The organism is Pseudomonas sp. MPB03 (assembly GCF_046605385.1).
GTDB classification, from domain to species: domain Bacteria; phylum Pseudomonadota; class Gammaproteobacteria; order Pseudomonadales; family Pseudomonadaceae; genus Aquipseudomonas; species Aquipseudomonas zanjanensis.
On record NZ_CP176770.1, the window covers coordinates 5,469,474 to 5,491,466 of the forward strand.

The following is a 21,993-nucleotide window of genomic DNA, read 5'->3' on the forward strand; positions in this document are numbered from 1 at the left end:
CCGAACAAGAAACGTATCGAGCCGACTCATACTGCGAGCCGCCGAAAAAAGAGCCGCATTATCCTGTGATTGAAGGCGCCTGTCACTTCGCACGCTTTAACCCGCTGCTCAAAGCCGAAAAGTTAGGGGCGCCGAGGGTTGTCAGGCTCGGGCACCGGGGTTCAAACTGCGGCCTTTGTCGCCGGCAAGTTACCGGCGCTTCTTTTATATAGAAGACAGCTGTTCAGCGCGCCATTGTTTCGGCGCCTGGCCTCTTGACCATTCATTCAGGGATCCGGACATGGAACTGGTTGTAAAAAGCGTCAGCCCAGAAACGTTGAAAACCGCCACGCTGGTGGTTGCCGTCGGCGAAAACCGCCAGCTCGGCGTCGTCGCCACCCAGCTCGACAGCCTGAGCGGCGGGGCCATCAGCGCCGTGCTCAAGCGCGGCGACCTGGCCGGCAAGGTCGGCCAGAGCCTGCTGCTGCACAGCCTGCCCAACCTCAAGGCCGAGCGCGTGCTGCTGGTGGGCGTGGGCAAGGACGCCGAACTGGGCGACCGTCCGTTCCGTAAAATCATCGCCGGCGTGTTGGCCACCCTTAAAGGCCTCGGCGGCGGTGATGCCGTCCTGGCGCTGGACGAGTTGGTGGTCAAGGGTCGCGACAGCTACGGCAAGAACCGCCTGTTGGCCGAAACCCTGGTGGACGGCGAATATCAATTCGACCAGTTCAAGAGCCAGAAAGCCGAACCTCGCGCCCTGAAGAAAATCACCCTGCTGACCATCAAGGCTGCCCAGGCTGAAGTCCAGCGCGCCGTGAGCCACGCTACCGCGATTGCCAATGGCATGGCGTTCACCCGCGACCTGGGCAACCTGCCGCCGAACATCTGCCACCCGACCTTCATGGGCGAACAGGCCAAGGCACTGGGCAAAGCGTTCAAGGGCCTGAAAGTCGAAGTCTTCGACGAGAAGAAGATCAAGGACCTGGGCATGGGTTCGTTCTATGCCGTGGGCCAGGGCAGCGCCCAGCCGCCACGCCTGATCGTCATGCAATACAACGGCGGCAAGAAGTCCGAGAAGCCGTACGCACTGGTCGGCAAGGGCATCACCTTCGACACTGGCGGCATCAGCCTCAAGCCGGGCGCCGGCATGGATGAAATGAAGTACGACATGGGCGGCGCCGCGAGCGTGTTCGGCACCCTGCGCGCCGTGCTCGAACTGCAACTGCCGATCAACCTGGTGTGCATCCTGGCCTGCGCCGAGAACATGCCCAGCGGCACAGCTTCGCGTCCGGGCGATATCGTCACGACCATGAGCGGCCAGACCGTGGAAATCCTCAACACCGACGCCGAAGGCCGCCTGGTGCTGTGTGACGCCCTCACCTACTCCGAACGCTTCAAGCCGCAAGCGGTGATCGACATCGCGACCCTGACCGGCGCCTGCGTCGTCGCCCTCGGCGCCCACACCTCGGGCCTGCTGGGCAATAACGACGAGCTGATCGGCCAACTGCTCAGCGCCGGCCAGCAAGCCGACGACCGCGCCTGGCAGTTGCCACTGTTCGACGAGTACCAGGAACAACTGGACAGCCCGTTCGCCGACATCGCCAACATCGGCGGCCCGAAAGCCGGGACCATCACCGCGGCCTGCTTCCTGTCGCGCTTCACCAAGAACCTGAACTGGGCTCACCTGGACATCGCCGGCACGGCCTGGACCAGCGGCGGCAAGGACAAGGGCGCCACCGGTCGTCCGGTGCCCCTGCTGACCCAGTACCTGTTGGACCGCGCCAAGGCCTGACACCAATGACCATCGTTGGCGTCGCCCTCGGGTGGCGCCAGCGACGGATCAGGAACCGCAATGACCAAAGTCGATTTTTATATCCTGCCCAGCGCCGATCCGTCGGCGCGGCTGGATTTCGCCTGCAAGCTCACCGAAAAGGCCTGGCGCATGGGACACCGCATCTACCTGCATTGCAGCGATGCCACCCAGCGCGAGGATCTGGACGCACGGCTGTGGGCGTTCAAGGGCGAGAGCTTCGTGCCCCACGGCCCGGCCGAAAGCGAACCCGAGGGCCTGATCGTGCTGGGATTGGGGGATGACTGCGGTCAGCACCAGGACCTGCTGGTCAATCTCGACCTGAAAGTACCGGCCTTTGCCCAGCGCTTCGCCCGTGTGGCGGAAGTGGTGGTGGAAGACCCGGCCATCCGACAAGCCGCGCGGGAGAGTTTCCGTTTCTACCGCGAACAGGGCTATCCTCTGCAAGACCACCGTTTACAGCGACTCTGAGCCCTACGATGGACACTCCAAAATCGCCACAAAAGCCCGCGCACCTGCTGGATGACCTTGAGTCGATCCGCCAACTGCTCGGCGACGACAACCTGCAACCACCGCTGCTGACCGACACGGTCGTGCATGAGCCTGCTCATGAGCCGGTGCATGACGAACAGATTCCCCTGTTGTTCGATCCGATCAACGGCCAGCCCGAACCCGAGCCTGCCGCCAAGGCCGAAGCCAAGGGCCCCGACGCCCTGCTGCACCTGGACCGCGAATTGCGCGCTGCCGCGCAGTTGATCATGCAAGACGTCATCGACGACTTCGCCCCGCACATCGAAACCGAGATCAAGCGCCGGCTGGATGCGCGGATGGAGCGGTTGTTGAGTCAGTACGAATAACCCCGAGATTTACTGACCACCGAACACCTTGTGGGAGCGAGCTTGCTCGCGATAGCAGTGTGTCAGTCAACATCAATATTGCTGATCTACCGCTATCGCGAGCAAGCTCGCTCCCACATTGTTCGGTTGCGCCCATAAGCCATCTGCCAAGCTTCCAGCTTGCTGCATGTGGCTTGCACCAGCCCCGCCCGCTATACTTCCCGGCTTTTCCTGAATAAATGCCAATAGGGTCCCGCCGCGCATGGATAAGACCTACCAGCCGCACGCCATTGAAACTTCCTGGTACAACACCTGGGAGTCCGAGAATTATTTCGCCCCGCAAGGCGCGGGCGATTCCTACACCATCATGATCCCGCCGCCGAACGTCACCGGCAGCCTGCACATGGGCCACGGCTTCAACAATGCGATCATGGACGCCCTGATCCGTTTCCGCCGCATGCAGGGTCGCAACACCTTGTGGCAGCCGGGCACCGACCACGCCGGTATCGCCACGCAGATGCTGGTGGAGCGCCGCCTTGAAGCCCAGGGCCAGAATCGCCATGACCTGGGTCGCGAGAAGTTCCTCGAGAAAGTCTGGGAATGGAAAGACGAATCCGGTGGCAACATCAGCCGCCAGATCCGTCGCCTCGGTTCGTCCGTGGACTGGAGCCGCGAGCGCTTCACCATGGATGACGGCCTCTCGGAAGCGGTGAAGGAAGCCTTCGTGCGCCTGCACGAGGACGGGCTGATCTATCGCGGCAAGCGCCTGGTCAACTGGGACACCAAGTTGCACACGGCCATTTCCGACCTCGAAGTGGAGAACCACGACGAGAAAGGTTTCCTGTGGAACCTGAAGTACCCGCTGGCCGACGGCGCCAAGACCGCTGACGGCAAGGATTACCTGATCGTCGCCACCACGCGTCCGGAAACCATGCTGGGCGACTCCGCCGTGGCGGTGAACCCGAACGACGAGCGCTACCAGGCCCTGATCGGCAAGTTTGTCGAGCTGCCGTTGGTTGGCCGTCGGATCCCGATCATCGGCGACGATTATTGCGACCCCGAATTCGGCACCGGCTGCGTGAAAATCACCCCGGCCCACGATTTCAACGACTACGAAGTCGGCAAGCGCCACAACCTGCCGCTGCTGAATATCTTCGACAAGAACGCCCATGTGTTGCCGGCCGCCCAGGCCTTCAACCTCGACGGCACCCTGAACGAAAACGTCGACGGCCAGATCCCGGCCGAATACGCCGGCCTGGACCGCTTCGAGGCGCGCAAGCAGATCGTCGCGGCGTTCGAGGCCGCCGGCCTGCTGGTCAGCGTCGACGATCACGCCCTGAAAGTCCCGAAAGGCGACCGCTCCGGCACCATCATCGAGCCGTGGCTGACCGACCAGTGGTACGTGTCCACCAAGCCGTTGGCTGAGCCTGCGATTGCCGCCGTGGAAGATGGCCGCATCCAGTTCGTGCCCAAGCAATACGAGAACATGTACTTCTCGTGGATGCGCGACATCCAGGATTGGTGCATCAGCCGTCAGCTGTGGTGGGGCCACCGCATTCCGGCCTGGTACGACGAATCGGGCAAGGTCTATGTCGGCCGCGATGAAGGCGAAGTCCGCGCCAAGCACAACCTCGGTCCGGACATTGCCCTGGCGCAGGACAATGACGTCCTCGACACCTGGTTCAGCTCGGGCCTGTGGACCTTCTCGACACTGGGCTGGCCGCAGCAGACCGAATTCCTGAAGAAATTCCACTCCACCGACGTGCTGGTCACCGGCTTCGACATCATTTTCTTCTGGGTCGCCCGGATGATCATGATGACCATGCACTTGATGAAAAACGAAGACGGTACCCCGCAAGTACCGTTCAAGACCGTCTACGTCCACGGCCTGGTGCGCGACGGCCAGGGCCAGAAGATGTCCAAGTCCAAGGGCAACGTCCTGGACCCGCTGGACATCATCGACGGTATCGACCTGGAAACCCTGGTCCAGAAACGCACCTCCGGCCTGATGCAGCCAAAACTGGCGAAGAAGATCGAGAAAGCCACCCGCGAAGAATTCGCCGAAGGCATCGCCAGCTACGGCACCGACGCCCTGCGCTTCACCTTCTGTTCGCTGGCGTCCACCGGTCGCGACATCAAGTTCGACATGGGTCGCGTCGAAGGCTATCGCAACTTCTGCAACAAAATCTGGAACGCCGCACGCTACGTGCTGGATAAAGGTGAAGACTGCGGCCAGAACGGCGAAGCCTACGAGCTGAGCCTGGCCGACCGCTGGATCATTTCCCAGTTGCAACGCACCGAAGCCGAAGTGACCCGCCAACTGGACCAGTTCCGTTTCGACCTGGCCGCACAAGCCCTGTACGAGTTCATCTGGAACCAGTATTGCGATTGGTACCTGGAACTGTCCAAGCCGGTGCTGTGGGACGAAAACGCACCGGTCGAACGCCAGCGCGGCACCCGCCGCACCCTGGTGCGCGTACTGGAAGTGGCCCTGCGCCTGGCGCATCCGTTCATGCCATTCATCACCGAGGAAATCTGGCAGCGCATTGCACCGCTGGCGGGTATCCAAGGCAAGACGATCATGCTGCAACCGTGGCCGGTGGCCAACGAGAGCCGCATCGATCCGGCGGCCGAGGACGACATCGAGTGGCTGAAGACCTTCATGCTCGGCCTGCGTAACATCCGCGCCGAAATGAACATCGGCCCGGGCAAGCCGCTGACCCTGTTCCTTAAGAACGCCAGCGCCGAAGACCTGCGCCGCCTCAATGAGAACGAAGCATTGCTCAAGAAGCTGGCGAAGCTTGAATCAGTGACCGTGCTGGCTGCGGGTGAAGAAGCGCCTCTGTCGGCCACCGCATTGGTCGGCGAGATGGAAGTGCTGGTGCCGATGGCAGGCCTGATCGACAAGGCGGCCGAACTGGCACGCCTGGACAAGGAAATCCTGCGCCTCAAAGGCGAAGTACAGCGGGTCGGCGGCAAGCTGTCCAACGCTGGCTTCGTCGACAAGGCGCCAGCCGAGGTCATCGAGAAGGAACGGGCCAAGCTGGCCGAGGCCGAACAGGCCCTGGGCAAGCTGGCTGAGCAGCACGGACGGATCTCCAGCCTGTAACGGTGGTTCGCAATGAAAAAGGAGGTCCAGCTGGACCTCCTTTTTTATGCCCGCCCCTTTCTACCAGACAATGAAAAACCCTTGTGGGAGCGAGCTTGCTCGCGATGACGGCAGTACATTCAACATGAGGGCAAGCTGACCCACCGCTATCGCGAGCAAGCTCGCTCCCACATAAGCTCGCTCCCACATTTGAATAGTGGGACAATGTCCGCCAATTTCTGAACCCTCCCCGAATCGACCCGCCCATGACTGCCCCTCGCGCTCCAAAACCTGCCCGTCAGAAGACCAAGCCCGCCACCGAGGCCAAACCCGTGGCGCCGCGTGAGAAGGCCAGCCTGCACCCGCGCAACCGCCATCAGGGTCGTTACGACTTCCCGGCGCTGATCAAGAGCACACCCGAACTGGCCAAGTTTGTGATCACCAACCCGTACGGCAAGGAAAGCATCGACTTCGCCAGCCCCGACGCGGTGCGGGTGTTCAACCGGGCGCTGCTCAAGGCGTTCTATGGCATCCAGCATTGGGACATCCCGGCGGATTACCTCTGCCCTCCGGTTCCAGGCCGCGCCGATTACGTGCACTTCCTCGCTGACCTGCTGGCGAGCATGAACGACGGCAAGGTGCCGCGTGGCGCAATCGTCAATGTGCTGGATATCGGTATGGGCGCCAATTGCGTTTATCCGCTGATCGGCAACAGCGAATACCGCTGGCACTTCCTCGGCTCGGAGATCGACCCGACAGCCGTGGCGGCCGCCCGGGCCATCGTTCAGTCCAACGATCTGAACAAGGTCATCCAGCTGCGCCAGCAGCAAAACCGCAAGCACATCCTCATCGGCTTGCTGGAACCGGGCGAGCGTTTCGACCTGACCATGTGCAACCCGCCGTTCCACGCCTCGATGGAAGAAGCGACCAAGGGCAGCGAGCGCAAGTGGCGGGCCCTGGGCAAGGCTGATCCGAAGCGCAAGCTGCCGGTGCTGAACTTCGGCGGGCAATCGGCGGAGTTATGGTGTGAAGGCGGTGAAGCGCGCTTTGTGACGCAGTTGATTGCCGAAAGTGCGAACTTCCAACACAAGGTTTTGTGGTTCAGTACGTTAGTGTCGAAAGCCTCGAACCTGCCGGCGATCGAAACCGCGTTGAAGAAGGCTGGCGCACTGGAGAGCCAGGTGGTGGAGATGTCGCAGGGGCAGAAGCAGAGTCGCTTTGTGGCGTGGACTTTCCAGACCAAGTCCGAGCAGCAGATCTGGCGGCGTGAGCGCTGGGTTCGCTAATACGACGCTGATCCAAGGTGGGAGCGAGCGCCTACCATGATGACGGTGTCCGCCGCCGACACAAAAAACACAGACACAAAAAAACCGTGCCCGGATCGCTCCGAGGCACGGTTTTTTTTACAGCGGTCTTACTTGTTGACCGCGTCGGTCAGGCCTTTGGCCACAACCAGCTTGATCACTTTCTTGGCAGCGATTTCGATGGCAGCGCCAGTCGAAGGGTTACGGCCGGTACGGGCAGGACGCTCGGTGACTTTCAGCTTGCCAACGCCTGGCAGAGTGATTTCGCCGCCATTTTCCAGCTGATCGGCAACGACTTGGCCCAGTTGGTCCAGCAGAGCACGCACGGTAGCTTTTGGTGCGTCTACAGATTCAGCCAAATCAGCGATCAGTTGGTCTTTAGTAAGAGCCATGTAGTGTTCCTTCCCTATCAAATTCATATGGATTGCAGAGTGCAGTGTCAGCCATCGAGCCCGATCTCTGTGGATCAGGCACCCTCGGCAATCACCACGACGGATCGGGGTAATAGATGCCGAAAACCGGGTTTGGTTCGACCTGACAGATGCTGAATGCACGCTTAACGCAGTGACATCGCGTAAGACCGGGCAAAACTAGCACAATGCCTCTGAAATATCCGCCTCTAGCTACCCATTTGGTCAGCTTTCTTGCGCTAAAACGTTAAAAAATTGCATATAGGCTGTCGGACGGCTCTGAAAGGGCCTTTGCCGGGTTCCAAAACCAGTGATTGCGGTACACTGGGCCCTTTTTCGGGGAGCGTGCCCTCCTCTCTTTCATCAGCCGAGAAATCCATGCCGATCCGTCATTGCATCGTCCACCTGATCGACAAAAAACCCGACGGCACCCCTGCTGTGCTCCATGCCCGCGACTCCGAACTGGCAGAGTCCACGGCCATCGAGAACATGCTCGCCGACCTCAACGAAAGCTATAACGCCAAGCAAGGCAAGGCCTGGGGCTTTTTCCACGCCGAGTCCGGGGCGCATCCGTTCAGCGGCTGGTTGAAGGAATACCTGGAGGGCGGCAAGGATTTCACCGCGTTCAGTCGCGTGGCGGTGGAACACCTGCAAAAACTGATGGAAGAGTCCAACCTGTCGGTGGGTGGCCACGTGTTGTTCGCGCATTACCAGCAGGGCATGACGGATTACCTGGCCATCGCCCTGCTACACCACAGCGAAGGCGTGGCGGTGACCGATGAGCTGGACGTGACCCCGTCCCGTCACTTGGACCTGGGCCAGTTGCACCTGGCGGCGCGGATCAATGTGTCGGAATGGCAGAACAACAAGCAATCCAAACAGTACATCTCGTTCATCAAGGGCAAGAACGGCAAGAAGGTTTCGGAGTACTTCCGTGACTTCATCGGCTGCCAGGAAGGCGTCGACGGCCCCGGCGAGACCCGCACCCTGCTCAAGGCCTTCAGCGACTTCGTCGAAAGCGAAGACCTGCCGGAAGACGATGCCCGGGAAAAGACCAAGACCCTGGTGGACTACGCCAGCAGCCAGGCCAAGCTCGGCGAGCCGATGGGCCTGGAAGAGCTCTCTGAGCTGATCGACGAAGAGCGCCCGAAAGCCTTCTACGATCACATCCGCAACAAGGACTACGGCCTATCGCCGGAAATTCCCGCCGACAAACGCACCCTCAACCAGTTCCGCCGCTTCACTGGCCGCGCCGAAGGCTTGTCCATCAGCTTCGAAGCGCACCTGCTGGGTTCCAAGATCGAATATGACGAAGAGGCTGGGACGTTGATCATCAAGGGGTTGCCGACTTCGTTGACCGATCAGCTCAAGCGCCGCAACTGATGCAGGCAGGGTGCTGAAGAAGTGCCCGCGATATAGGCTTGAGAGCCTCATCGCGAGCAAGCTCGCCCCTACACAGTGAGTAGCGGCAAACGCAGATCCTGTGAACAACACATCCCCTGTGGGAGCGAGCTTGCTCGCGATAGCGGACTGACATTCAGCATCAATATTGACTGCTCTGGCGCCATCGCGAGCAAGCTCGCTCCCACAAGATCATTCGTTGTTCATCGGGCCTCGACCCGAAACCCAAACCGCGGAAAGTGCACATGCACCACCCCGCCACGCTCATCTTCCCGGCGCAAGATCAATTCCTCGCTACCGGCAAACAGCAACTCCCCAGCCACCGGATCGACACCATAGTCCGTCGCGGCGATGCTCACCTGCTGCCCTGCCGTGAACCCGTTAGGCTCTTCGAACGACTCATCTGGCAGCGCAGCCGGTGTTGCGTTTCGGGCAACTTCCAAGGCTTCTTCGGAACTCATCTGGCTCGACGCGCCATGGCCGAAACCCAGCACCCGCGCGAGCCACGCCGATACCGCCGGGTATTCGTCCACCAACGGCGAAGTGACGGGCGTGCCCTTGAGGAACCACAGCGGATGAGCCATGGCGAAGTCGGCAATCGACGGATCGCCCAGCAGGAAATCGCCCTCTTCGCGCTGCAACTGTTGTTCGAGGCGCGCCATGATCGTCGGCCACTGGTGCTTGGCCTGGTCGGCGGGCAAGCGCGTGGTCGTGCCACCGCTGAACAACCCGGAGCGGTCGCTGATGAATGCCTTGATGGCTTCAGGCGATAGCTTGGCGAACCGCACCGCCACCGATTCAGGCTGGAACACCAGGCTCACGGCATGCTGGAACACCACCGAATCGGCCCAGGCCGCAAAGGAGGCAGCAATCATTTCCCGTCCTTCGGGAAACAGCGCCGGCGAGGCTTTCTCCTGCTCCAGTCGACGAGCAATCAGCGACGTATCGCAATAGATATCCGCGCCGACCTGCAACACCGGCGTCTTGCGATAGCCACCCGTCAGCGCCGTCAGGTCAGGCTTGGGCATCATTGGCGGGATGCTCACCGAACGCCAGGACAAGCCCTTGAAACCCAGCAACAGCCGGGCTTTTTCCGCGAAAGGAGACGTCGGGTAATGATGAAGAATCAACTCTGACATGAGATTCGCCACTGCAGGAATGAAGTCTTTCAGCTTAGCGCGCCTGACCGGGCCAGCCTACCGGCCTGATAAAGACCTATCAGCCAGGCTGATGAAGGGGCAGCGCACTGGCCACCAGACATTCCTTGGCACTTTTCCTGAGCTTTTTGATCAGCCGCTCCTGGCGCAAGGCCTCGCCCTTGTCGCGGCAGGCCTCGGTGTACACCAGGGCCACTGCCGGGCTGGACAGGAAGAAACGCGCGCCCTTGCCACTTTGATGCTTGGCGAAGCGCCGCACCGGGTCATCACTGATGCCGCAGTACAGCGAGCCGTTGGCGGCCCGCACCAGGTAGACGAACCAGGGTTTGTCCGGTTCGGCGGCGCCTTGTGCAGGCAGATCGGAGGATAAGTCGACGGTCGTCACAAAATGTTCAACAGGTGAGTCAGGACAAACCGCGATCTTATCAGCGACTGGCCTGGAACGCCCGCAGCCCCTTGAGCGCCTGGGCCCTGACGGCGTTGCGCACCAGCGGCGTCCAGCCCAGCAACAGGCCCTTGGTGCCCAGCGCCTGGCGAGACCAGCGCCACAGATCGAAGCTGTCGTGGTGCTCGCAGATCTTGTCATCGCGAAACACGAAGCGTGCCTGGATGTCGTTGATCACGATGTTGCCGGTCTGGCTGAACAGGTACGTCGCCACCCAGTGCGCACCGCCGGTACGTTCGTCGCTGCGCACGTTATCGAAGGTCAGGGAGAAGTCCTTGGCGCGGGTCGTCAGCATGCGCCACATGTCACCGGCATCACGCCCGCGCAGTTCGCCGAACGCTGGATCGCTGAACACCACATCATCGGTGTAGCAGGCGCTCATGGCGTCGGCGTCCAGGCGCTGGAAAGCCTGGTAAAAACGGGTGATCAAGGCGTTGTGGGCATCACTCATGGACAGGCTCCGGAAAACGGTTCAGTAGGCCTGCACGATAATCTGCCGCCGTGGGGAAGACCATCGTCATTCGCCATGAAAATGATATCAACGAAGGTCAGTGACCCTTTCGCTGCTGACGCCGACGTACAATGCCCGGCCTGCGCCGATGCCCGCAATGATCGCCCCCAGGCCAATCAGGCCGAAGATCCAGCCCAGGGCATTCCAGCCGCCGGTCAAGTCGTGGACCACGCCCACCGCGAAGGGCCCCAGCGACGCCAGCGTATAACCAAAGCCCTGGGCCATGCCGGACAGGTTGGCGGCCACGTGGGCGTCCCGCGAACGCAACACGATCAACGTGAGCGCCAGGCTGAACGTCGCGCCCTGCCCCAAGCCCAGCAGGATCGCCCAGCCCCACAAGCCATCGATGGGTGCGTAAAGGCAACCGAACAACCCGCCCAGGGTCATCACCATGACGACCACGATGGCCAGGCGCTGGTCCTTGCCGCGCGTGGCCAGCCAAGGCGCCGCCAGCGAACTGATCAGCTGCACGATGACCGAACCGGACAGCACGAGCCCGGCCTGGGTCGGGGTCAGGCCACGCCCAATCAGGATCGAGGGCAGCCAACCAAAGACGATGTAGGCCAGGGACGACTGCAGCCCCATGTACAAGGTCACTTGCCAGGCCAGGGGATCGCGCAGCAAACCGCGAACCCGGTACGCCACCTGATGGGCACCGTGTTTTTCGCCCACTTGCGGCAACCAGAACACCGCAGCCAGCAGCGCCGGGACCGCCCAGAACCCCAGGCCCAAGGCCCAGTCGTGGCCAAGGTGCTCGCTCAACGGCACCGTCGCACCGGCCGCCATCGCCGCGCCCAGGCACAGCGCCATGGTATAGACGCCGGTCATGGTGCCGGCCTGCTTGGCGAAGTCGCGCTTGACGATGCCGGGCAGCAGCACCCCGATGACGCCGATGCTGGCGCCCGCCAGGATGCTGCCAGCGAACAAGCCGAACTGGCCGAACGAACTGCGCAAGACGATGCCGCAGGCTAAGGTCAGCAAAATGCCCAGCACGACGCGCTCAGCGCCAAAACGTCGCGCCAGCACAGGCGCCAGCGGTGCGAACAACCCCAGGCAAAGCACGGGCAGGGTCGTCAGCAAACCTGCTTGCGCAGCCGACAGGCCAAGGCTCTTGGAAACCTCGCTGAGCAACGGCGCCATGCTCGACAGCGCCGGACGCAAGTTCAGCGCCACCAGAATCAACCCAAGCAGCAACAGCCAGGGACGTCGTACCAACGGGTGGCTCTGCTGGGCCTGCTCATCGTCGGCTTCGGCGTCGATCAACAGTTCTTCGAGTTCGGCGGCGCGTTTTTGCGGCGTCAAAGGGGTGCGGTCAAGCGGATCGCGGGACATGGAAAGCTCTGGTTCAGGGTTCATTGATCAACTGCCGGCACAGGGCCTTGGCCCGCTCCGGATCCTGGCGTTCGACGGCTTCGAGAATCTCGATATGCAAATCGAACACATGCTGATGACGGGGAATGATGTTGAGGCTCTGGCGCAATTGCGCGCCGATCACGTTGGAGAAGTAGCGATACAACTCGCTGAGGGCCGGGTTATGCGCGGCGTCCACCAGCAGGCGATGGAACACCAGGTCGCACTTGATGTAGTGCTCCAGGTCACCGTGGTAATGCTCGCCGCTGGTTTTCAGCGCCTGGCGCAAGGCAAGCAAATCCTCATCGGTACGCCGCAGCGCCGCCAGGCCAATGGCCTCTACTTCCAGGATGTGCCGGGTTTCCCGGGCCTGTTCCAGCGAACAGCGCGACAACACCTTGAGGGTATCCAGCGGATCGACCGCCGCCCGCACGTAGCTGCCGTCGCCCTGGCGGATCTCGATCAAACCGGAAAACGCCAGCACGCGCATGGCTTCGCGCACCGTGTTGCGGCTGATACCCAGCTCCGCCACCAACTCCGGCTCGGTGGGCAAGCGCTGGCCGACAGCCCAAACGCCCTCGCTGATTCGTCGACGCAATTGTTCCAGGGCCTGATCGACCAGGGAGCGTTTCATTAATGGAGAAATATCTGACATAGAGTCCGCCCTTTCATCCAATCATAGGATGAATTTTCTGACATGTTAGTCAGCTTCGTGTAGGACGGCAACTGCCCTAGGGTCAATGGGACGGAAAAGGAGCGAAATTTTCGATTAGTCAAAATTACCCTTTAAGGGTAATTTTAAGGACGAGGAACACCGTTCCATGGAGAAGAACACACCCCATTACGCCTTGGTGGCGATACAGGCGGATGTCAGGCGGCTTAAAGGGAAAGCTTTCACCAGCACTGCGAAGAACACTGCTCGGACGCTCGGTTTAAACGTCTCGGATATGCAGCAGGTCATCCATGGGCTTGAACGAAAACAGTTCTATAAATCGATGACCACCTATGACGATCATCGAGTCTGGCATGACGTCTACCACGCCAATTCACACGGTCTGCAGATTTACCTGAAAGTGACGTACCGCCCCAGCGGAGGCCCACCGGTAATTTCCTTCAAGGAGAACAACTCATGAAACACCAGCAATGCTTCAGCTGCGGTGCCCCGGAGGGCATGTTGCATTTCGAAGGTCGCGGCGAAACCATCAGCGTCAAGGGACTGGAACGCCGGGTCGATGACTTGTCTGGCTGGGAATGTCAGATGTGCGGCGAAGTCGAGCTCGACTCAAGCTGCTCGGATCGCTATGACCACGCCGGTGATGAGCTGGTCAATGCGGCCAGGCGAATGATTGGCGAAGAGATCAAACGTGTCCGGCGCAAACTGAATCTCTCTCAAAAAGAAGCGGTAGCGCTGTTGTCAGGTGGCGGGCACAACGCGTTTTCCCGCTATGAGCGCGGTGAGGTATTGCCACCAAAAGCGTTGATGCTGCTGATGCGCCTGCTTGATCGCTACCCGCATTTGCTCGTAGATGCACGAACCCTGGCTGAAGGTGCAGACTTGAGAGGATTCAAGACTACGGCGCATAAAGAGCACGAAACCCTCACGACTCATTGAGCCTGCAAAAAAATAAACCCGGACAAATCCGGGTTTATTTTCATTACCTAAGGCTAGATCAATGCAGGATCTGGCTCAGGAACAGCTTGGTGCGGTCGTTCTGCGGGTTGTCGAAGAAGTCGTTCGGCGCAGCCTGTTCGACGATTTCACCCTTGTCCATGAAGATCACGCGGTTGGCCACGGTGCGGGCGAAGCCCATCTCGTGGGTCACACAGAGCATGGTCATGCCGTCTTCGGCCAGGCCGATCATGGTGTCCAGCACCTCTTTCACCATCTCTGGGTCGAGTGCCGAGGTCGGTTCGTCGAACAGCATGATTTTCGGCTTCATGCACAGGGCACGGGCAATGGCCACACGCTGTTGCTGACCGCCCGAGAGCTGGCCCGGATACTTGTGCGCCTGCTCTGGAATGCGTACGCGCTCCAGGTAATGCATGGCGATTTCCTCGGCCTTGCGCTTGGGCATCTTGCGCACCCACATCGGCGCCAGGGTGCAGTTCTGCAGGATGGTCAGGTGCGGGAACAGGTTGAAATGCTGGAACACCATGCCGACTTCACGGCGGATCGCTTCGATCTGCTTGAGGTCGTTGGTCAGTTCCACGCCATCGACCACGATGCGACCCTGCTGGTGCTCTTCCAGGCGGTTGAGGCAGCGGATAGTCGTGGACTTGCCGGAACCCGACGGGCCGCACAGCACGATACGCTCGCCCTGCTTGACGTTCAGGTTGATGTCTTTCAACACGTGGAACTGGCCGTACCACTTGTTCACGCCCTGCATCTGAATAATGCCTTCAGGGCTCACAGGCTGTTTGATCGCTTCACTCATGAGTCAACTCCTAACGCTTGTGGCCAGTGTCCAGCTTGCGTTCCAAATGCATGGAATAGCGGGACATACCAAAACAGAAAATCCAGAACACCAGGGCGGCAAACACATAGCCTTCAGTGGCCATGCCCAGCCATTTCGGGTCGGCGGCAGCTTGTTTCACGCTGTTGAGCAGGTCGAACAGACCGATGATGATCACCAGGCTCGTGTCCTTGAACAGTGCAATGAAGGTGTTGACGATCCCCGGGATCACCATCTTCAGTGCCTGTGGAAGGATCACCAGGCCCATGCTGCGCCAGTAACCCAGGCCCATCGCCGCGGCCGCTTCGTATTGCCCCTTCGGAATGGCTTGCAGGCCGCCGCGCACCACTTCGGCCACATAGGCCGACTGGAACAGGATCACCCCGATCAATGCCCGCAGCAGCTTGTCGAAGTTCATGCCTTCGGGCAGGAACAGCGGCAGCATCACCGACGACATGAACAGCACCGTGATCAACGGCACACCGCGCCAGAACTCGATGAAGGTCACGCAGACCACGCGGATCGCCGGCATGTTCGAGCGCCGGCCCAGGGCCAGGACGATGCCCAGCGGCAGAGCACCGACGATACCGACGGTGGCGATCACCAACGTCAGCATCAGGCCGCCCCACTGGCTGGTCGCCACGGTATCCAGACCGAAAACGCCACCGTGCAGCAGGCACCAGGCAATGATCGGATACAGCACCAGGAAGCTGAGGCCGTAGATCGCCTTGCGCGGGAAGCGCGAGATGAACAGCGGCGCCACACCCAGCACTGCCGCCCACACGGTCAGGTCTACGCGCCAGCGCAGGCCCGTCGGGTAATAGCCGTACATGAACTGGCCGAAACGCTGTTGGATGAACACCCAGCAGGCGCCCTCCTTGGTGCAATCGGCCTGGGTGGTGCCGACCCAGTTGGCATCGAGGATAGCCCAACCGAGGATCGGTGGAACTATCAGGTAGATCAGGTAGAACGCGAACAACGTCAGCAGCGTGTTGAGCCAGCTGGAGAACATGTTCGCGCGCATCCATGCCACCGGCCCGAACACTTTGCTCGGTGGCGGCATATCAGGTTTGAAAGTATGGGATGTCATGCGCTTTTCCTCACCGCTCGATCAGCGCAATGCGCTTGTTGTACCAGTTCATCAGCAAGGAAATGCTGATACTGATCGCCAGGTACACACTCATGGTGATCGCGATCACCTCGATGGCCTGACCGGTCTGGTTCAACACCGTGCCAGCAAACAGCGAAACCATTTCCGGGTAACCGATACCGGCAGCCAGGGAAGAGTTTTTCGCCAGGTTCAGGTATTGGCTGGTCAGCGGCGGGATGATCACGCGCAGGGCTTGCGGGATGATCACCTTGCGCAGGGTCGGACCGTTGCGCAGGCCCAGCGAGTGGGCCGCCTCGGTCTGGCCATGGCTCACGGACTTGATGCCCGAGCGCACGATCTCGGCGATGAACGCCGCGGTGTACACGGTCAAGGCCAGGGTCAAGGCCAGCAGCTCAGGGATCAATACCCAGCCACCGACGAAGTTGAAGCCCTTGAGTTCCGGCATTTCCCAATGCACGGGCGCACCGAAGATCACGGCGCACAGTGCCGGGATCACCAGGAACAGCGCCAGGCCCACCCAGAATTTATGGAACGGTTCGCCGGTCGCTTCGAAACGCTTGTTGGCCCAGCGGGTCATCAGCACGATGGCGACGATCGCCAGCACGACACTGGCCACGAACGGCCAGAACCCTTCCGCCATCAGCGCCGCCGGCATGTTGAGGCCGCGGCTGCTGACGAAGAAGGTGTCACCGAAATTGTGGGCAGCCCGTGGTCCCGGCATCGTCAGGAATACGGCGAAGTACCAGAACAGGATTTGCAACAGCGGTGGAATGTTACGGAAAACCTCCACATAGACGGTCGCCAGCTTGGAGATGATCCAGTTCTTCGACAAGCGTGCGACGCCGATGATGAACCCCAGGATGGTCGCCAGAATCACGCCGATGAAGGTCACCAGGAGGGTGTTGAGCAAACCGATGACAAAGACGCGGGCATAGCTGTCCGCTTCGGTGTAGTCGATCAGGTGTTGGGCGATGCCGAACCCGGCACTGCGCTCCAGAAAGCCGAAACCGGACGTGATGCCCCGGTGTTCCAGGTTGGTCTGCGTGTTATCGAACAGAAACCAGCCCAGCGAAATAACCGCCACGATGGTGACGATCTGAAATACCCACGCACGCACTCGTGGATCGCTGAGGCTGAGCCTCTGCTTAGGTGCGCCGATTGAATTTTGCATGAAGTGCCCCGCAAAGAATGGAACAGAACATCACCCGGTGGTTGGCCCACCGGGTGATAGAACCATCAGCGCACTGGTGGTGCGTATTGGATGCCGCCTGCGTTCCACAGAGCGTTCAGACCGCGATCGATCTGCAGCGGGGTGTCCTTGCCGAGGTTGCGCTCGAACATTTCACCGTAGTTGCCGACTTGCTTGACGATCTGCACGACCCAGTCCTTCGGCAGCTTCAGGTCTTTACCGTATTCACCGTCAGCGCCCAGCATACGAGCGACGTCCGGGTTCTTGGTGGACTTGGCTTCAGCTTCGACGTTCTTCGAAGTCACGCCTGCTTCTTCGGCATTGAGCATGGCGAAGCCAGTCCAACGCACGATGGCCAGCCACTCGTCGTCGCCGTTACGCACGACCGGGCCCAGTGGCTCCTTGGAGATGGTTTCCGGCAGGACCACGTAGTCCTTCGGCGAAGCCAGCTTGCTGCGCTGGGCGAACAGTTGGGACTTGTCGGAGGTCAGCACGTCGCAACGACCGGATTCCAGCGACTTGGCGCTTTCATCGGAGGTGTCGAAAGTGATCGGGGTGTACTTCAGGCCGTTGGCGCGGAAGTAGTCGGACACGTTCAGCTCGGTGGTGGTACCGGCCTGGATGCAGATGGTCGCACCGTCCAGTTCCTTGGCGCTCTTGACGCCCAGTTTGCTGTTGGCCAGGAAACCGATGCCGTCATAGTAGGTAATGAAGCCAGGAAACTTCAGGCCCATGCCCGCATCACGGGAGCTGGTCATGGTGGAGTTGCGCGACAGCATGTCGATTTCGCCGGATTGCAGCGCGGTGAAGCGCTCCTTGGCGTTCAACTGGCTGAACTTGACCTTGGTCGCGTCGCCAAACACCGCAGCGGCCACGGCACGGCAGAAGTCAGCGTCGATACCAACGATCTTGCCGGTGGAATCAGGTACCGAGAAACCCGGCAAGCCGTCACTTACACCACATTGCACAAAACCTTTCTTCTGCACGGCATCCAGGGTTGCACCCGCCTGAGCGAACCCGCTGACGCCGAGGACTGCTGCTGCAGTCACGACTGCCAGGGTGGATTTCAGTAACTTCATTCAAACCTCCAGTTTTGCTCTTGTTGTGTCGGAGCTCGAGCCCTGTCGCACCCTTTTGGGGCATTGCCGACCCTTGTTGGCTTTTTTTAGGGTCAACCGACGTCTGGACTTTCGCTATGGGTCTACTAATGAGGATGTCCGTAAACAGTGGTCATGCCCATCTCTCACCAATCGGCCGAACGGGCTGTAGCCCTTCACGTTCGCGAAGCCCGTAGCGGCTATTGGCGAACATTCATCACCGGATTTCTGATATCCCATGCGGCGCGTCTAACTGATAGTGTTACCGCGCAGCGTAAGAATCATCACTCAGCTACCCCATAGCAAAGCCCGTACCAGACCGCTGCGCTTAGGCCATGTAAAACACGTCAAGACAAAAACTTTCAACTTTGCGACATCTAATTAACTGAGACACCGGAAGCGCACTGTAATCACGCACTGATTGAGCGCACCCGCACAGATTTGGAGCACAACCATGACCGACCCCTTGATTCTCGAGCCCAGCGGCACTGTTGACGCGTGCGTTATCTGGCTCCACGGCCTGGGCGCCGATCGTTTTGATTTCCTGCCGGTCGCCGAAATGTTGCAGCAAAGCCTGCTCACCACACGTTTCGTTCTACCCCAGGCCCCGACCCAAGCAGTAACGATCAACGGCGGCTATGCCATGCCCAGTTGGTACGACATCCGTGCCTTGAGCCCGGCCCGGGCCATCGACGAACAGCAACTCGAAGCCTCGGCGCAACGGGTCATTGACCTGATCGAAACCCAGCGAGCCAGCGGAATAGACGCCTCGCGGATTTTCCTCGCCGGCTTTTCCCAAGGTGGCGCGGTGGTCTATCACACCGCCTTCGTGAAATGGCAGGGCCCGCTGGGCGGCGTGGTCGCACTGTCTACTTATGCACCGACCTTCAGCGAAGAACTGCAATTATCGGCCAGCCAGCAGCGCATTCCGGTCCTGGCGCTGCATGGTCAGTACGACGAAGTGGTACTCAACCCCATGGGACGGACCGCTAAAGAGTATTTAAAGCAGCATGGTGTCACCGTGACATGGCAGGAATACCCAATGGGCCACGAAGTGTTACCCGAGGAGATTCGCGACATCGGCACCTGGCTGGCCGAGCGGTTGCGCTAAGCGGCCAATCGCCACGCCGGTCCTTTGACGATCCCACTACGCCGCGCCCGTTTCTTGCATTACACTGGCCGGCGTACATTCCTTAACCAATCGATGAGATGACCGTGCTCAAAGCACTCAAGAAGATGTTCGGTAAAAGCGAGGCCGAGCAACTCGCGCCTGGCCCCACAGCGCCGACCCACGGCCCGAGCCATACCGATGCGCAACAACCGCGCCGGGCGGCACCTGTTGCACAGGCAACAAAAGAACCCGTCGTCCAGCCTGTCACGGCCCCCGAGCCCGAGAAACCTCGCAACGAAGCCCCCAGGCCGCGCCGCGAACGCGCACCGAAACCACCGGTCGTCGCCTGGAAACTCGAGGACTTCGCCGTAGAACCCCAGGAAGGCAAGACCCGCTTCCACGACTTCAAGCTCGCCCCTGAATTGATGCATGCCATCCAGGACCTGGGTTTCCCCTATTGCACGCCGATCCAGGCGCAAGTGCTCGGTTACACCCTCGCCGGCAAAGACGCGATCGGTCGCGCCCAGACCGGCACCGGCAAGACCGCCGCGTTCCTGATCTCCATCATCACCCAATTGCTCCAGACCCCGCCGCCCAAGGAACGCTACATGGGCGAACCGCGGGCACTGATCATCGCGCCGACCCGTGAGCTGGTGGTGCAGATCGCCAAGGACGCCGCCGACCTGACCAAGTACACCGGCCTGAACGTGATGACGTTCGTGGGCGGCATGGATTTCGACAAGCAACTCAAGCACCTCGAAGCCCGCCACTGCGACATCCTGGTGGCCACCCCGGGCCGCCTGCTGGACTTCAACCAGCGCGGCGACGTGCACCTGGACATGGTCGAAGTGATGGTGCTGGACGAAGCCGACCGCATGCTCGACATGGGTTTCATCCCACAAGTGCGCCAGATCATTCGCCAGACCCCACCGAAAAGCGAACGCCAGACCCTGCTGTTCTCCGCCACCTTCACCGAAGACGTGATGAACCTGGCCAAGCAGTGGACGACCGACCCGGCCATCGTCGAGATCGAAGCCGAGAACGTCGCCAGCGAAAACGTCGAGCAACATATCTACGCCGTCGCCGGTGCCGACAAATACAAGCTGCTCTACAACCTGGTCAACGACAACGGTTGGGAACGGGTGATGGTGTTCGCCAACCGCAAGGACGAAGTGCGGCGTATCGAAGAACGCCTGGTGCGTGATGGCGTCAACGCCGCCCAACTCTCCGGCGACGTGCCCCAGCACAAGCGTATCAAGACCCTCGAAGGCTTCCGCGAAGGCAAGATCCGCGTACTGGTTGCCACCGACGTGGCCGGTCGTGGTATCCACATCGACGGTATCAGTCATGTGATCAATTTCACCCTGCCGGAAGTACCGGACGATTACGTGCACCGTATCGGCCGCACCGGTCGTGCCGGGGCCGCTGGGGTTTCGATCAGCTTCGCCGGTGAAGATGATTCTTACCAATTGCCGTCGATCGAGGCGTTGCTGGGGCGCAAGATCAGTTGTGAGATGCCACCGACGCATTTGTTGCGGCCGGTTGAGCGCAAGCGTCCTTAACCGTCCTACAGAACAAAAAGCGCAGCCACGACAGGCTGCGCTTTTTTTTGCCCGGGATATTGCTCGAATAAACTAAAAGTCCATAATGGACAAATTAGTTTCCAAGCCCATCCCGGAGTCCCTATGTCCAGCACGCCTTATGTCATGACCCAAGCGACAGCCCGAGAACTGCTCGGACAGGTCGATGTGCCACACATCTTGCGCAAGCTGTTTCGTGATCTCGCGGCCGGGCAAGCGGTGCAGCCCCCCCAGCAATTGGTGGTGTTTCCCCAGGGTGCCGGGGACTTCATCAATTACCTGGGCGTGCTGGCTGAAGAGCAGGTCTACGGGATCAAGACCTCGCCCTACATCGTGCGCGAGCAAGGCCCGTTGGTTACCGCCTGGACCTTGCTGATGTCGATGCAGACCGGCCAACCGCTGCTGCTGTGCGACGCCGCCGAACTGACCACCGCCCGCACCGCCGCGACCACTGCCGTCGCCGTCGATGCCCTCGCCCCGCATACCGCCCGGCGCTTGGTGGTCATTGGCAGCGGCGCGGTGGCGCGGGCGCATGTGCACTACGTCAAGGACCTGCGGGACTGGCAAGGCATCAGCCTGTTTTCGCCCGGCCTGAAAACCAAGTCGGCGCAGGAACTTGCCTCGCTCACCGGCCTGGACCCGCGCCTGCAAATCGCCGACACCCTCGAAGCGGCGCTGCACGATGCCGATGTGGTGATGCTCTGCACCTCCTCCGCCAACGCCGTGTTCGACCCACGGACCTTGGGCAGACCAGCGCTGATTACCTCCATCAGCACCAATGCCCCACGCGCCCACGAAGTACCGCCCCACTGCCTCAATGACATGGATGTGTACTGCGACTACCGTCAGACCACCCCGGGCTCGGCCGGCGAAATGCTGATCGCAGGCGAACAGCACGGCTGGCAAGCGTCGAGCATCATCGGCGACTTGCCTGAATTGCTCAGCGAACACGTGGCGCGTCCCGACTACCACCGCCACGTATTCTTCCGCTCCATCGGCCTGGGGCTGGAGGATGTTGCGCTGGCGAATGCGCTGTACCGGCTTCACAACTGACACGCCCATTTTCCCTTGTGGGAGCGAGCTTGCTCGCGATGGCGGCCTGACAGTCGACATCCAGATTGAATGTACTGGCCTCATCGCGAGCAAGCTCGCTCCCACAGG

21 protein-coding genes are annotated in these 21,993 nt (G+C 60.6%); 11 read left to right on the plus strand and 10 right to left on the minus strand.

All coding sequences use genetic code 11. The features are described from left to right. The first annotated feature begins 280 nt into the window (after positions 1-280). From ACLH0I_RS23690 to rlmF, 5 genes are all read left to right on the plus strand, one after another. Positions 281-1,771 (plus strand): leucyl aminopeptidase, encoded by a 1,491-nt coding sequence (locus tag ACLH0I_RS23690; RefSeq protein WP_411385543.1) that lies wholly within the window; start codon positions 281-283, stop codon positions 1,769-1,771. Positions 1,772-1,831: 60 nt separating this feature from the next. Then, entirely contained in the window at positions 1,832-2,260 is a 429-nt protein-coding gene (locus ACLH0I_RS23695; protein ID WP_250965815.1) for a DNA polymerase III subunit chi, read from the plus strand. Positions 2,261-2,268: 8 nt separating this feature from the next. Continuing rightward, positions 2,269-2,646, plus strand: a complete 378-nt coding sequence (locus ACLH0I_RS23700; RefSeq protein WP_186705169.1) for a DNA polymerase III subunit chi — start codon at positions 2,269-2,271, stop codon at positions 2,644-2,646. Positions 2,647-2,887: 241 nt separating this feature from the next. Further along, positions 2,888-5,734, plus strand: coding sequence for a valine--tRNA ligase (locus ACLH0I_RS23705; RefSeq protein ID WP_411385544.1), 2,847 nt, complete (start codon positions 2,888-2,890; stop codon positions 5,732-5,734). Positions 5,735-5,979: 245 nt separating this feature from the next. Next, positions 5,980-6,999 carry a 23S rRNA (adenine(1618)-N(6))-methyltransferase RlmF gene (rlmF, locus tag ACLH0I_RS23710; protein WP_411385545.1) on the plus strand — a complete coding sequence of 340 codons (1,020 nt, stop codon included), beginning with the start codon at positions 5,980-5,982 and terminating at the stop codon, positions 6,997-6,999. A 128-nt stretch (positions 7,000-7,127) separates the two neighbouring features. On the opposite strand, the gene ACLH0I_RS23715 is transcribed toward rlmF, so the two are convergent. Then, complete coding sequence (locus tag ACLH0I_RS23715) at positions 7,128-7,409, minus strand: HU family DNA-binding protein (RefSeq protein ID WP_058544106.1); 282 nt, start codon at positions 7,407-7,409, stop codon at positions 7,128-7,130. A gap of 396 nt (positions 7,410-7,805) precedes the next feature. Here ACLH0I_RS23715 and yejK point away from each other — a divergent pair, with 396 nt between their 5' ends. Beyond that, a complete protein-coding gene (gene yejK, locus ACLH0I_RS23720; protein WP_411385546.1) occupies positions 7,806-8,810 on the plus strand; it encodes a nucleoid-associated protein YejK in 1,005 nt (334 codons plus the stop codon). Between the two features lie 221 nt (positions 8,811-9,031). Here yejK and ACLH0I_RS23725 read toward each other — a convergent pair whose 3' ends face one another. From ACLH0I_RS23725 to ACLH0I_RS23745, 5 genes are all read right to left on the minus strand, one after another. Beyond that, on the minus strand, positions 9,032-9,967 hold the full coding sequence (locus tag ACLH0I_RS23725; RefSeq protein WP_411385547.1) for a glutathione S-transferase family protein: 936 nt from the start codon (positions 9,965-9,967) through the stop codon (positions 9,032-9,034). Between the two features lie 79 nt (positions 9,968-10,046). Further along, the gene (locus ACLH0I_RS23730) at positions 10,047-10,370 is read right to left on the minus strand and encodes a GIY-YIG nuclease family protein (RefSeq protein ID WP_186705165.1); all 324 of its coding nucleotides are present in this window, start codon (positions 10,368-10,370) and stop codon (positions 10,047-10,049) included. Positions 10,371-10,410: 40 nt separating this feature from the next. Continuing rightward, positions 10,411-10,881 carry a nuclear transport factor 2 family protein gene (locus ACLH0I_RS23735; protein ID WP_411385548.1) on the minus strand — a complete coding sequence of 157 codons (471 nt, stop codon included), beginning with the start codon at positions 10,879-10,881 and terminating at the stop codon, positions 10,411-10,413. Positions 10,882-10,968: 87 nt separating this feature from the next. Next, entirely contained in the window at positions 10,969-12,297 is a 1,329-nt protein-coding gene (locus ACLH0I_RS23740) for a CynX/NimT family MFS transporter (RefSeq protein WP_411385549.1), read from the minus strand. After that, positions 12,287-12,946, minus strand: a complete 660-nt coding sequence (locus tag ACLH0I_RS23745; RefSeq protein ID WP_250965960.1) for a FadR/GntR family transcriptional regulator — start codon at positions 12,944-12,946, stop codon at positions 12,287-12,289. Before ACLH0I_RS23745 ends, ACLH0I_RS23740 begins: the two co-directional genes overlap by 11 nt. Before the next feature lie 166 nt (positions 12,947-13,112). Here ACLH0I_RS23745 and ACLH0I_RS23750 point away from each other — a divergent pair, with 166 nt between their 5' ends. Beyond that, the gene (locus tag ACLH0I_RS23750; RefSeq protein WP_250965961.1) at positions 13,113-13,424 is read left to right on the plus strand and encodes a type II toxin-antitoxin system MqsR family toxin; all 312 of its coding nucleotides are present in this window, start codon (positions 13,113-13,115) and stop codon (positions 13,422-13,424) included. Then, complete coding sequence (locus ACLH0I_RS23755) at positions 13,421-13,903, plus strand: type II toxin-antitoxin system MqsA family antitoxin (RefSeq protein WP_186705161.1); 483 nt, start codon at positions 13,421-13,423, stop codon at positions 13,901-13,903. Before ACLH0I_RS23750 ends, ACLH0I_RS23755 begins: the two co-directional genes overlap by 4 nt. A 58-nt stretch (positions 13,904-13,961) precedes the next feature. On the opposite strand, the gene ACLH0I_RS23760 is transcribed toward ACLH0I_RS23755, so the two are convergent. From ACLH0I_RS23760 to ACLH0I_RS23775, 4 genes are all read right to left on the minus strand, one after another. Beyond that, on the minus strand, positions 13,962-14,726 hold the full coding sequence (locus ACLH0I_RS23760; protein WP_003178331.1) for an amino acid ABC transporter ATP-binding protein: 765 nt from the start codon (positions 14,724-14,726) through the stop codon (positions 13,962-13,964). Between the two features lie 10 nt (positions 14,727-14,736). After that, complete coding sequence (locus tag ACLH0I_RS23765) at positions 14,737-15,834, minus strand: amino acid ABC transporter permease (RefSeq protein WP_186705160.1); 1,098 nt, start codon at positions 15,832-15,834, stop codon at positions 14,737-14,739. Positions 15,835-15,844: 10 nt separating this feature from the next. After that, on the minus strand, positions 15,845-17,026 hold the full coding sequence (locus tag ACLH0I_RS23770; protein ID WP_053187026.1) for an amino acid ABC transporter permease: 1,182 nt from the start codon (positions 17,024-17,026) through the stop codon (positions 15,845-15,847). A 65-nt stretch (positions 17,027-17,091) separates the two neighbouring features. Further along, a complete protein-coding gene (locus ACLH0I_RS23775; RefSeq protein ID WP_053124867.1) occupies positions 17,092-18,123 on the minus strand; it encodes an amino acid ABC transporter substrate-binding protein in 1,032 nt (343 codons plus the stop codon). Positions 18,124-18,595: 472 nt separating this feature from the next. Here ACLH0I_RS23775 and ACLH0I_RS23780 point away from each other — a divergent pair, with 472 nt between their 5' ends. The 3 genes from ACLH0I_RS23780 to ACLH0I_RS23790 all read left to right on the plus strand — a co-directional run bounded on the left by ACLH0I_RS23780 (position 18,596) and on the right by ACLH0I_RS23790 (position 21,885). Then, entirely contained in the window at positions 18,596-19,252 is a 657-nt protein-coding gene (locus ACLH0I_RS23780; protein WP_250962849.1) for an alpha/beta hydrolase, read from the plus strand. Between the two features lie 98 nt (positions 19,253-19,350). After that, positions 19,351-20,814, plus strand: coding sequence for an ATP-dependent RNA helicase RhlB (rhlB, locus tag ACLH0I_RS23785; protein ID WP_186705156.1), 1,464 nt, complete (start codon positions 19,351-19,353; stop codon positions 20,812-20,814). A 123-nt stretch (positions 20,815-20,937) separates the two neighbouring features. After that, on the plus strand, positions 20,938-21,885 hold the full coding sequence (locus tag ACLH0I_RS23790) for an ornithine cyclodeaminase family protein (RefSeq protein WP_411385550.1): 948 nt from the start codon (positions 20,938-20,940) through the stop codon (positions 21,883-21,885). Positions 21,886-21,993 lie beyond the last annotated feature (108 nt).

What these genes read in the sequence shown, in the direction of transcription:
- ACLH0I_RS23740 (WP_411385549.1), bottom strand. Translation starts at nt 12,297, where the DNA reads ATGAACCCTGAACCAGAGCTTTCCATGTCCCGCGATCCGCTTGACCGC.
- rhlB (WP_186705156.1), top strand. Translation starts at nt 19,351, where the DNA reads ATGACCGTGCTCAAAGCACTCAAGAAGATGTTCGGTAAAAGCGAGGCC.
- ACLH0I_RS23755 (WP_186705161.1), top strand. Translation starts at nt 13,421, where the DNA reads ATGAAACACCAGCAATGCTTCAGCTGCGGTGCCCCGGAGGGCATGTTG.
- ACLH0I_RS23775 (WP_053124867.1), bottom strand. Translation starts at nt 18,123, where the DNA reads ATGAAGTTACTGAAATCCACCCTGGCAGTCGTGACTGCAGCAGCAGTC.
- ACLH0I_RS23690 (WP_411385543.1), top strand. Translation starts at nt 281, where the DNA reads ATGGAACTGGTTGTAAAAAGCGTCAGCCCAGAAACGTTGAAAACCGCC.
- ACLH0I_RS23790 (WP_411385550.1), top strand. Translation starts at nt 20,938, where the DNA reads ATGTCCAGCACGCCTTATGTCATGACCCAAGCGACAGCCCGAGAACTG.
- ACLH0I_RS23750 (WP_250965961.1), top strand. Translation starts at nt 13,113, where the DNA reads ATGGAGAAGAACACACCCCATTACGCCTTGGTGGCGATACAGGCGGAT.
- rlmF (WP_411385545.1), top strand. Translation starts at nt 5,980, where the DNA reads ATGACTGCCCCTCGCGCTCCAAAACCTGCCCGTCAGAAGACCAAGCCC.
- ACLH0I_RS23705 (WP_411385544.1), top strand. Translation starts at nt 2,888, where the DNA reads ATGGATAAGACCTACCAGCCGCACGCCATTGAAACTTCCTGGTACAAC.
- yejK (WP_411385546.1), top strand. Translation starts at nt 7,806, where the DNA reads ATGCCGATCCGTCATTGCATCGTCCACCTGATCGACAAAAAACCCGAC.
- ACLH0I_RS23715 (WP_058544106.1), bottom strand. Translation starts at nt 7,409, where the DNA reads ATGGCTCTTACTAAAGACCAACTGATCGCTGATTTGGCTGAATCTGTA.
- ACLH0I_RS23760 (WP_003178331.1), bottom strand. Translation starts at nt 14,726, where the DNA reads ATGAGTGAAGCGATCAAACAGCCTGTGAGCCCTGAAGGCATTATTCAG.
- ACLH0I_RS23780 (WP_250962849.1), top strand. Translation starts at nt 18,596, where the DNA reads ATGACCGACCCCTTGATTCTCGAGCCCAGCGGCACTGTTGACGCGTGC.
- ACLH0I_RS23765 (WP_186705160.1), bottom strand. Translation starts at nt 15,834, where the DNA reads ATGACATCCCATACTTTCAAACCTGATATGCCGCCACCGAGCAAAGTG.
- ACLH0I_RS23695 (WP_250965815.1), top strand. Translation starts at nt 1,832, where the DNA reads ATGACCAAAGTCGATTTTTATATCCTGCCCAGCGCCGATCCGTCGGCG.
- ACLH0I_RS23745 (WP_250965960.1), bottom strand. Translation starts at nt 12,946, where the DNA reads ATGTCAGATATTTCTCCATTAATGAAACGCTCCCTGGTCGATCAGGCC.
- ACLH0I_RS23735 (WP_411385548.1), bottom strand. Translation starts at nt 10,881, where the DNA reads ATGAGTGATGCCCACAACGCCTTGATCACCCGTTTTTACCAGGCTTTC.
- ACLH0I_RS23770 (WP_053187026.1), bottom strand. Translation starts at nt 17,026, where the DNA reads ATGCAAAATTCAATCGGCGCACCTAAGCAGAGGCTCAGCCTCAGCGAT.
- ACLH0I_RS23700 (WP_186705169.1), top strand. Translation starts at nt 2,269, where the DNA reads ATGGACACTCCAAAATCGCCACAAAAGCCCGCGCACCTGCTGGATGAC.
- ACLH0I_RS23725 (WP_411385547.1), bottom strand. Translation starts at nt 9,967, where the DNA reads ATGTCAGAGTTGATTCTTCATCATTACCCGACGTCTCCTTTCGCGGAA.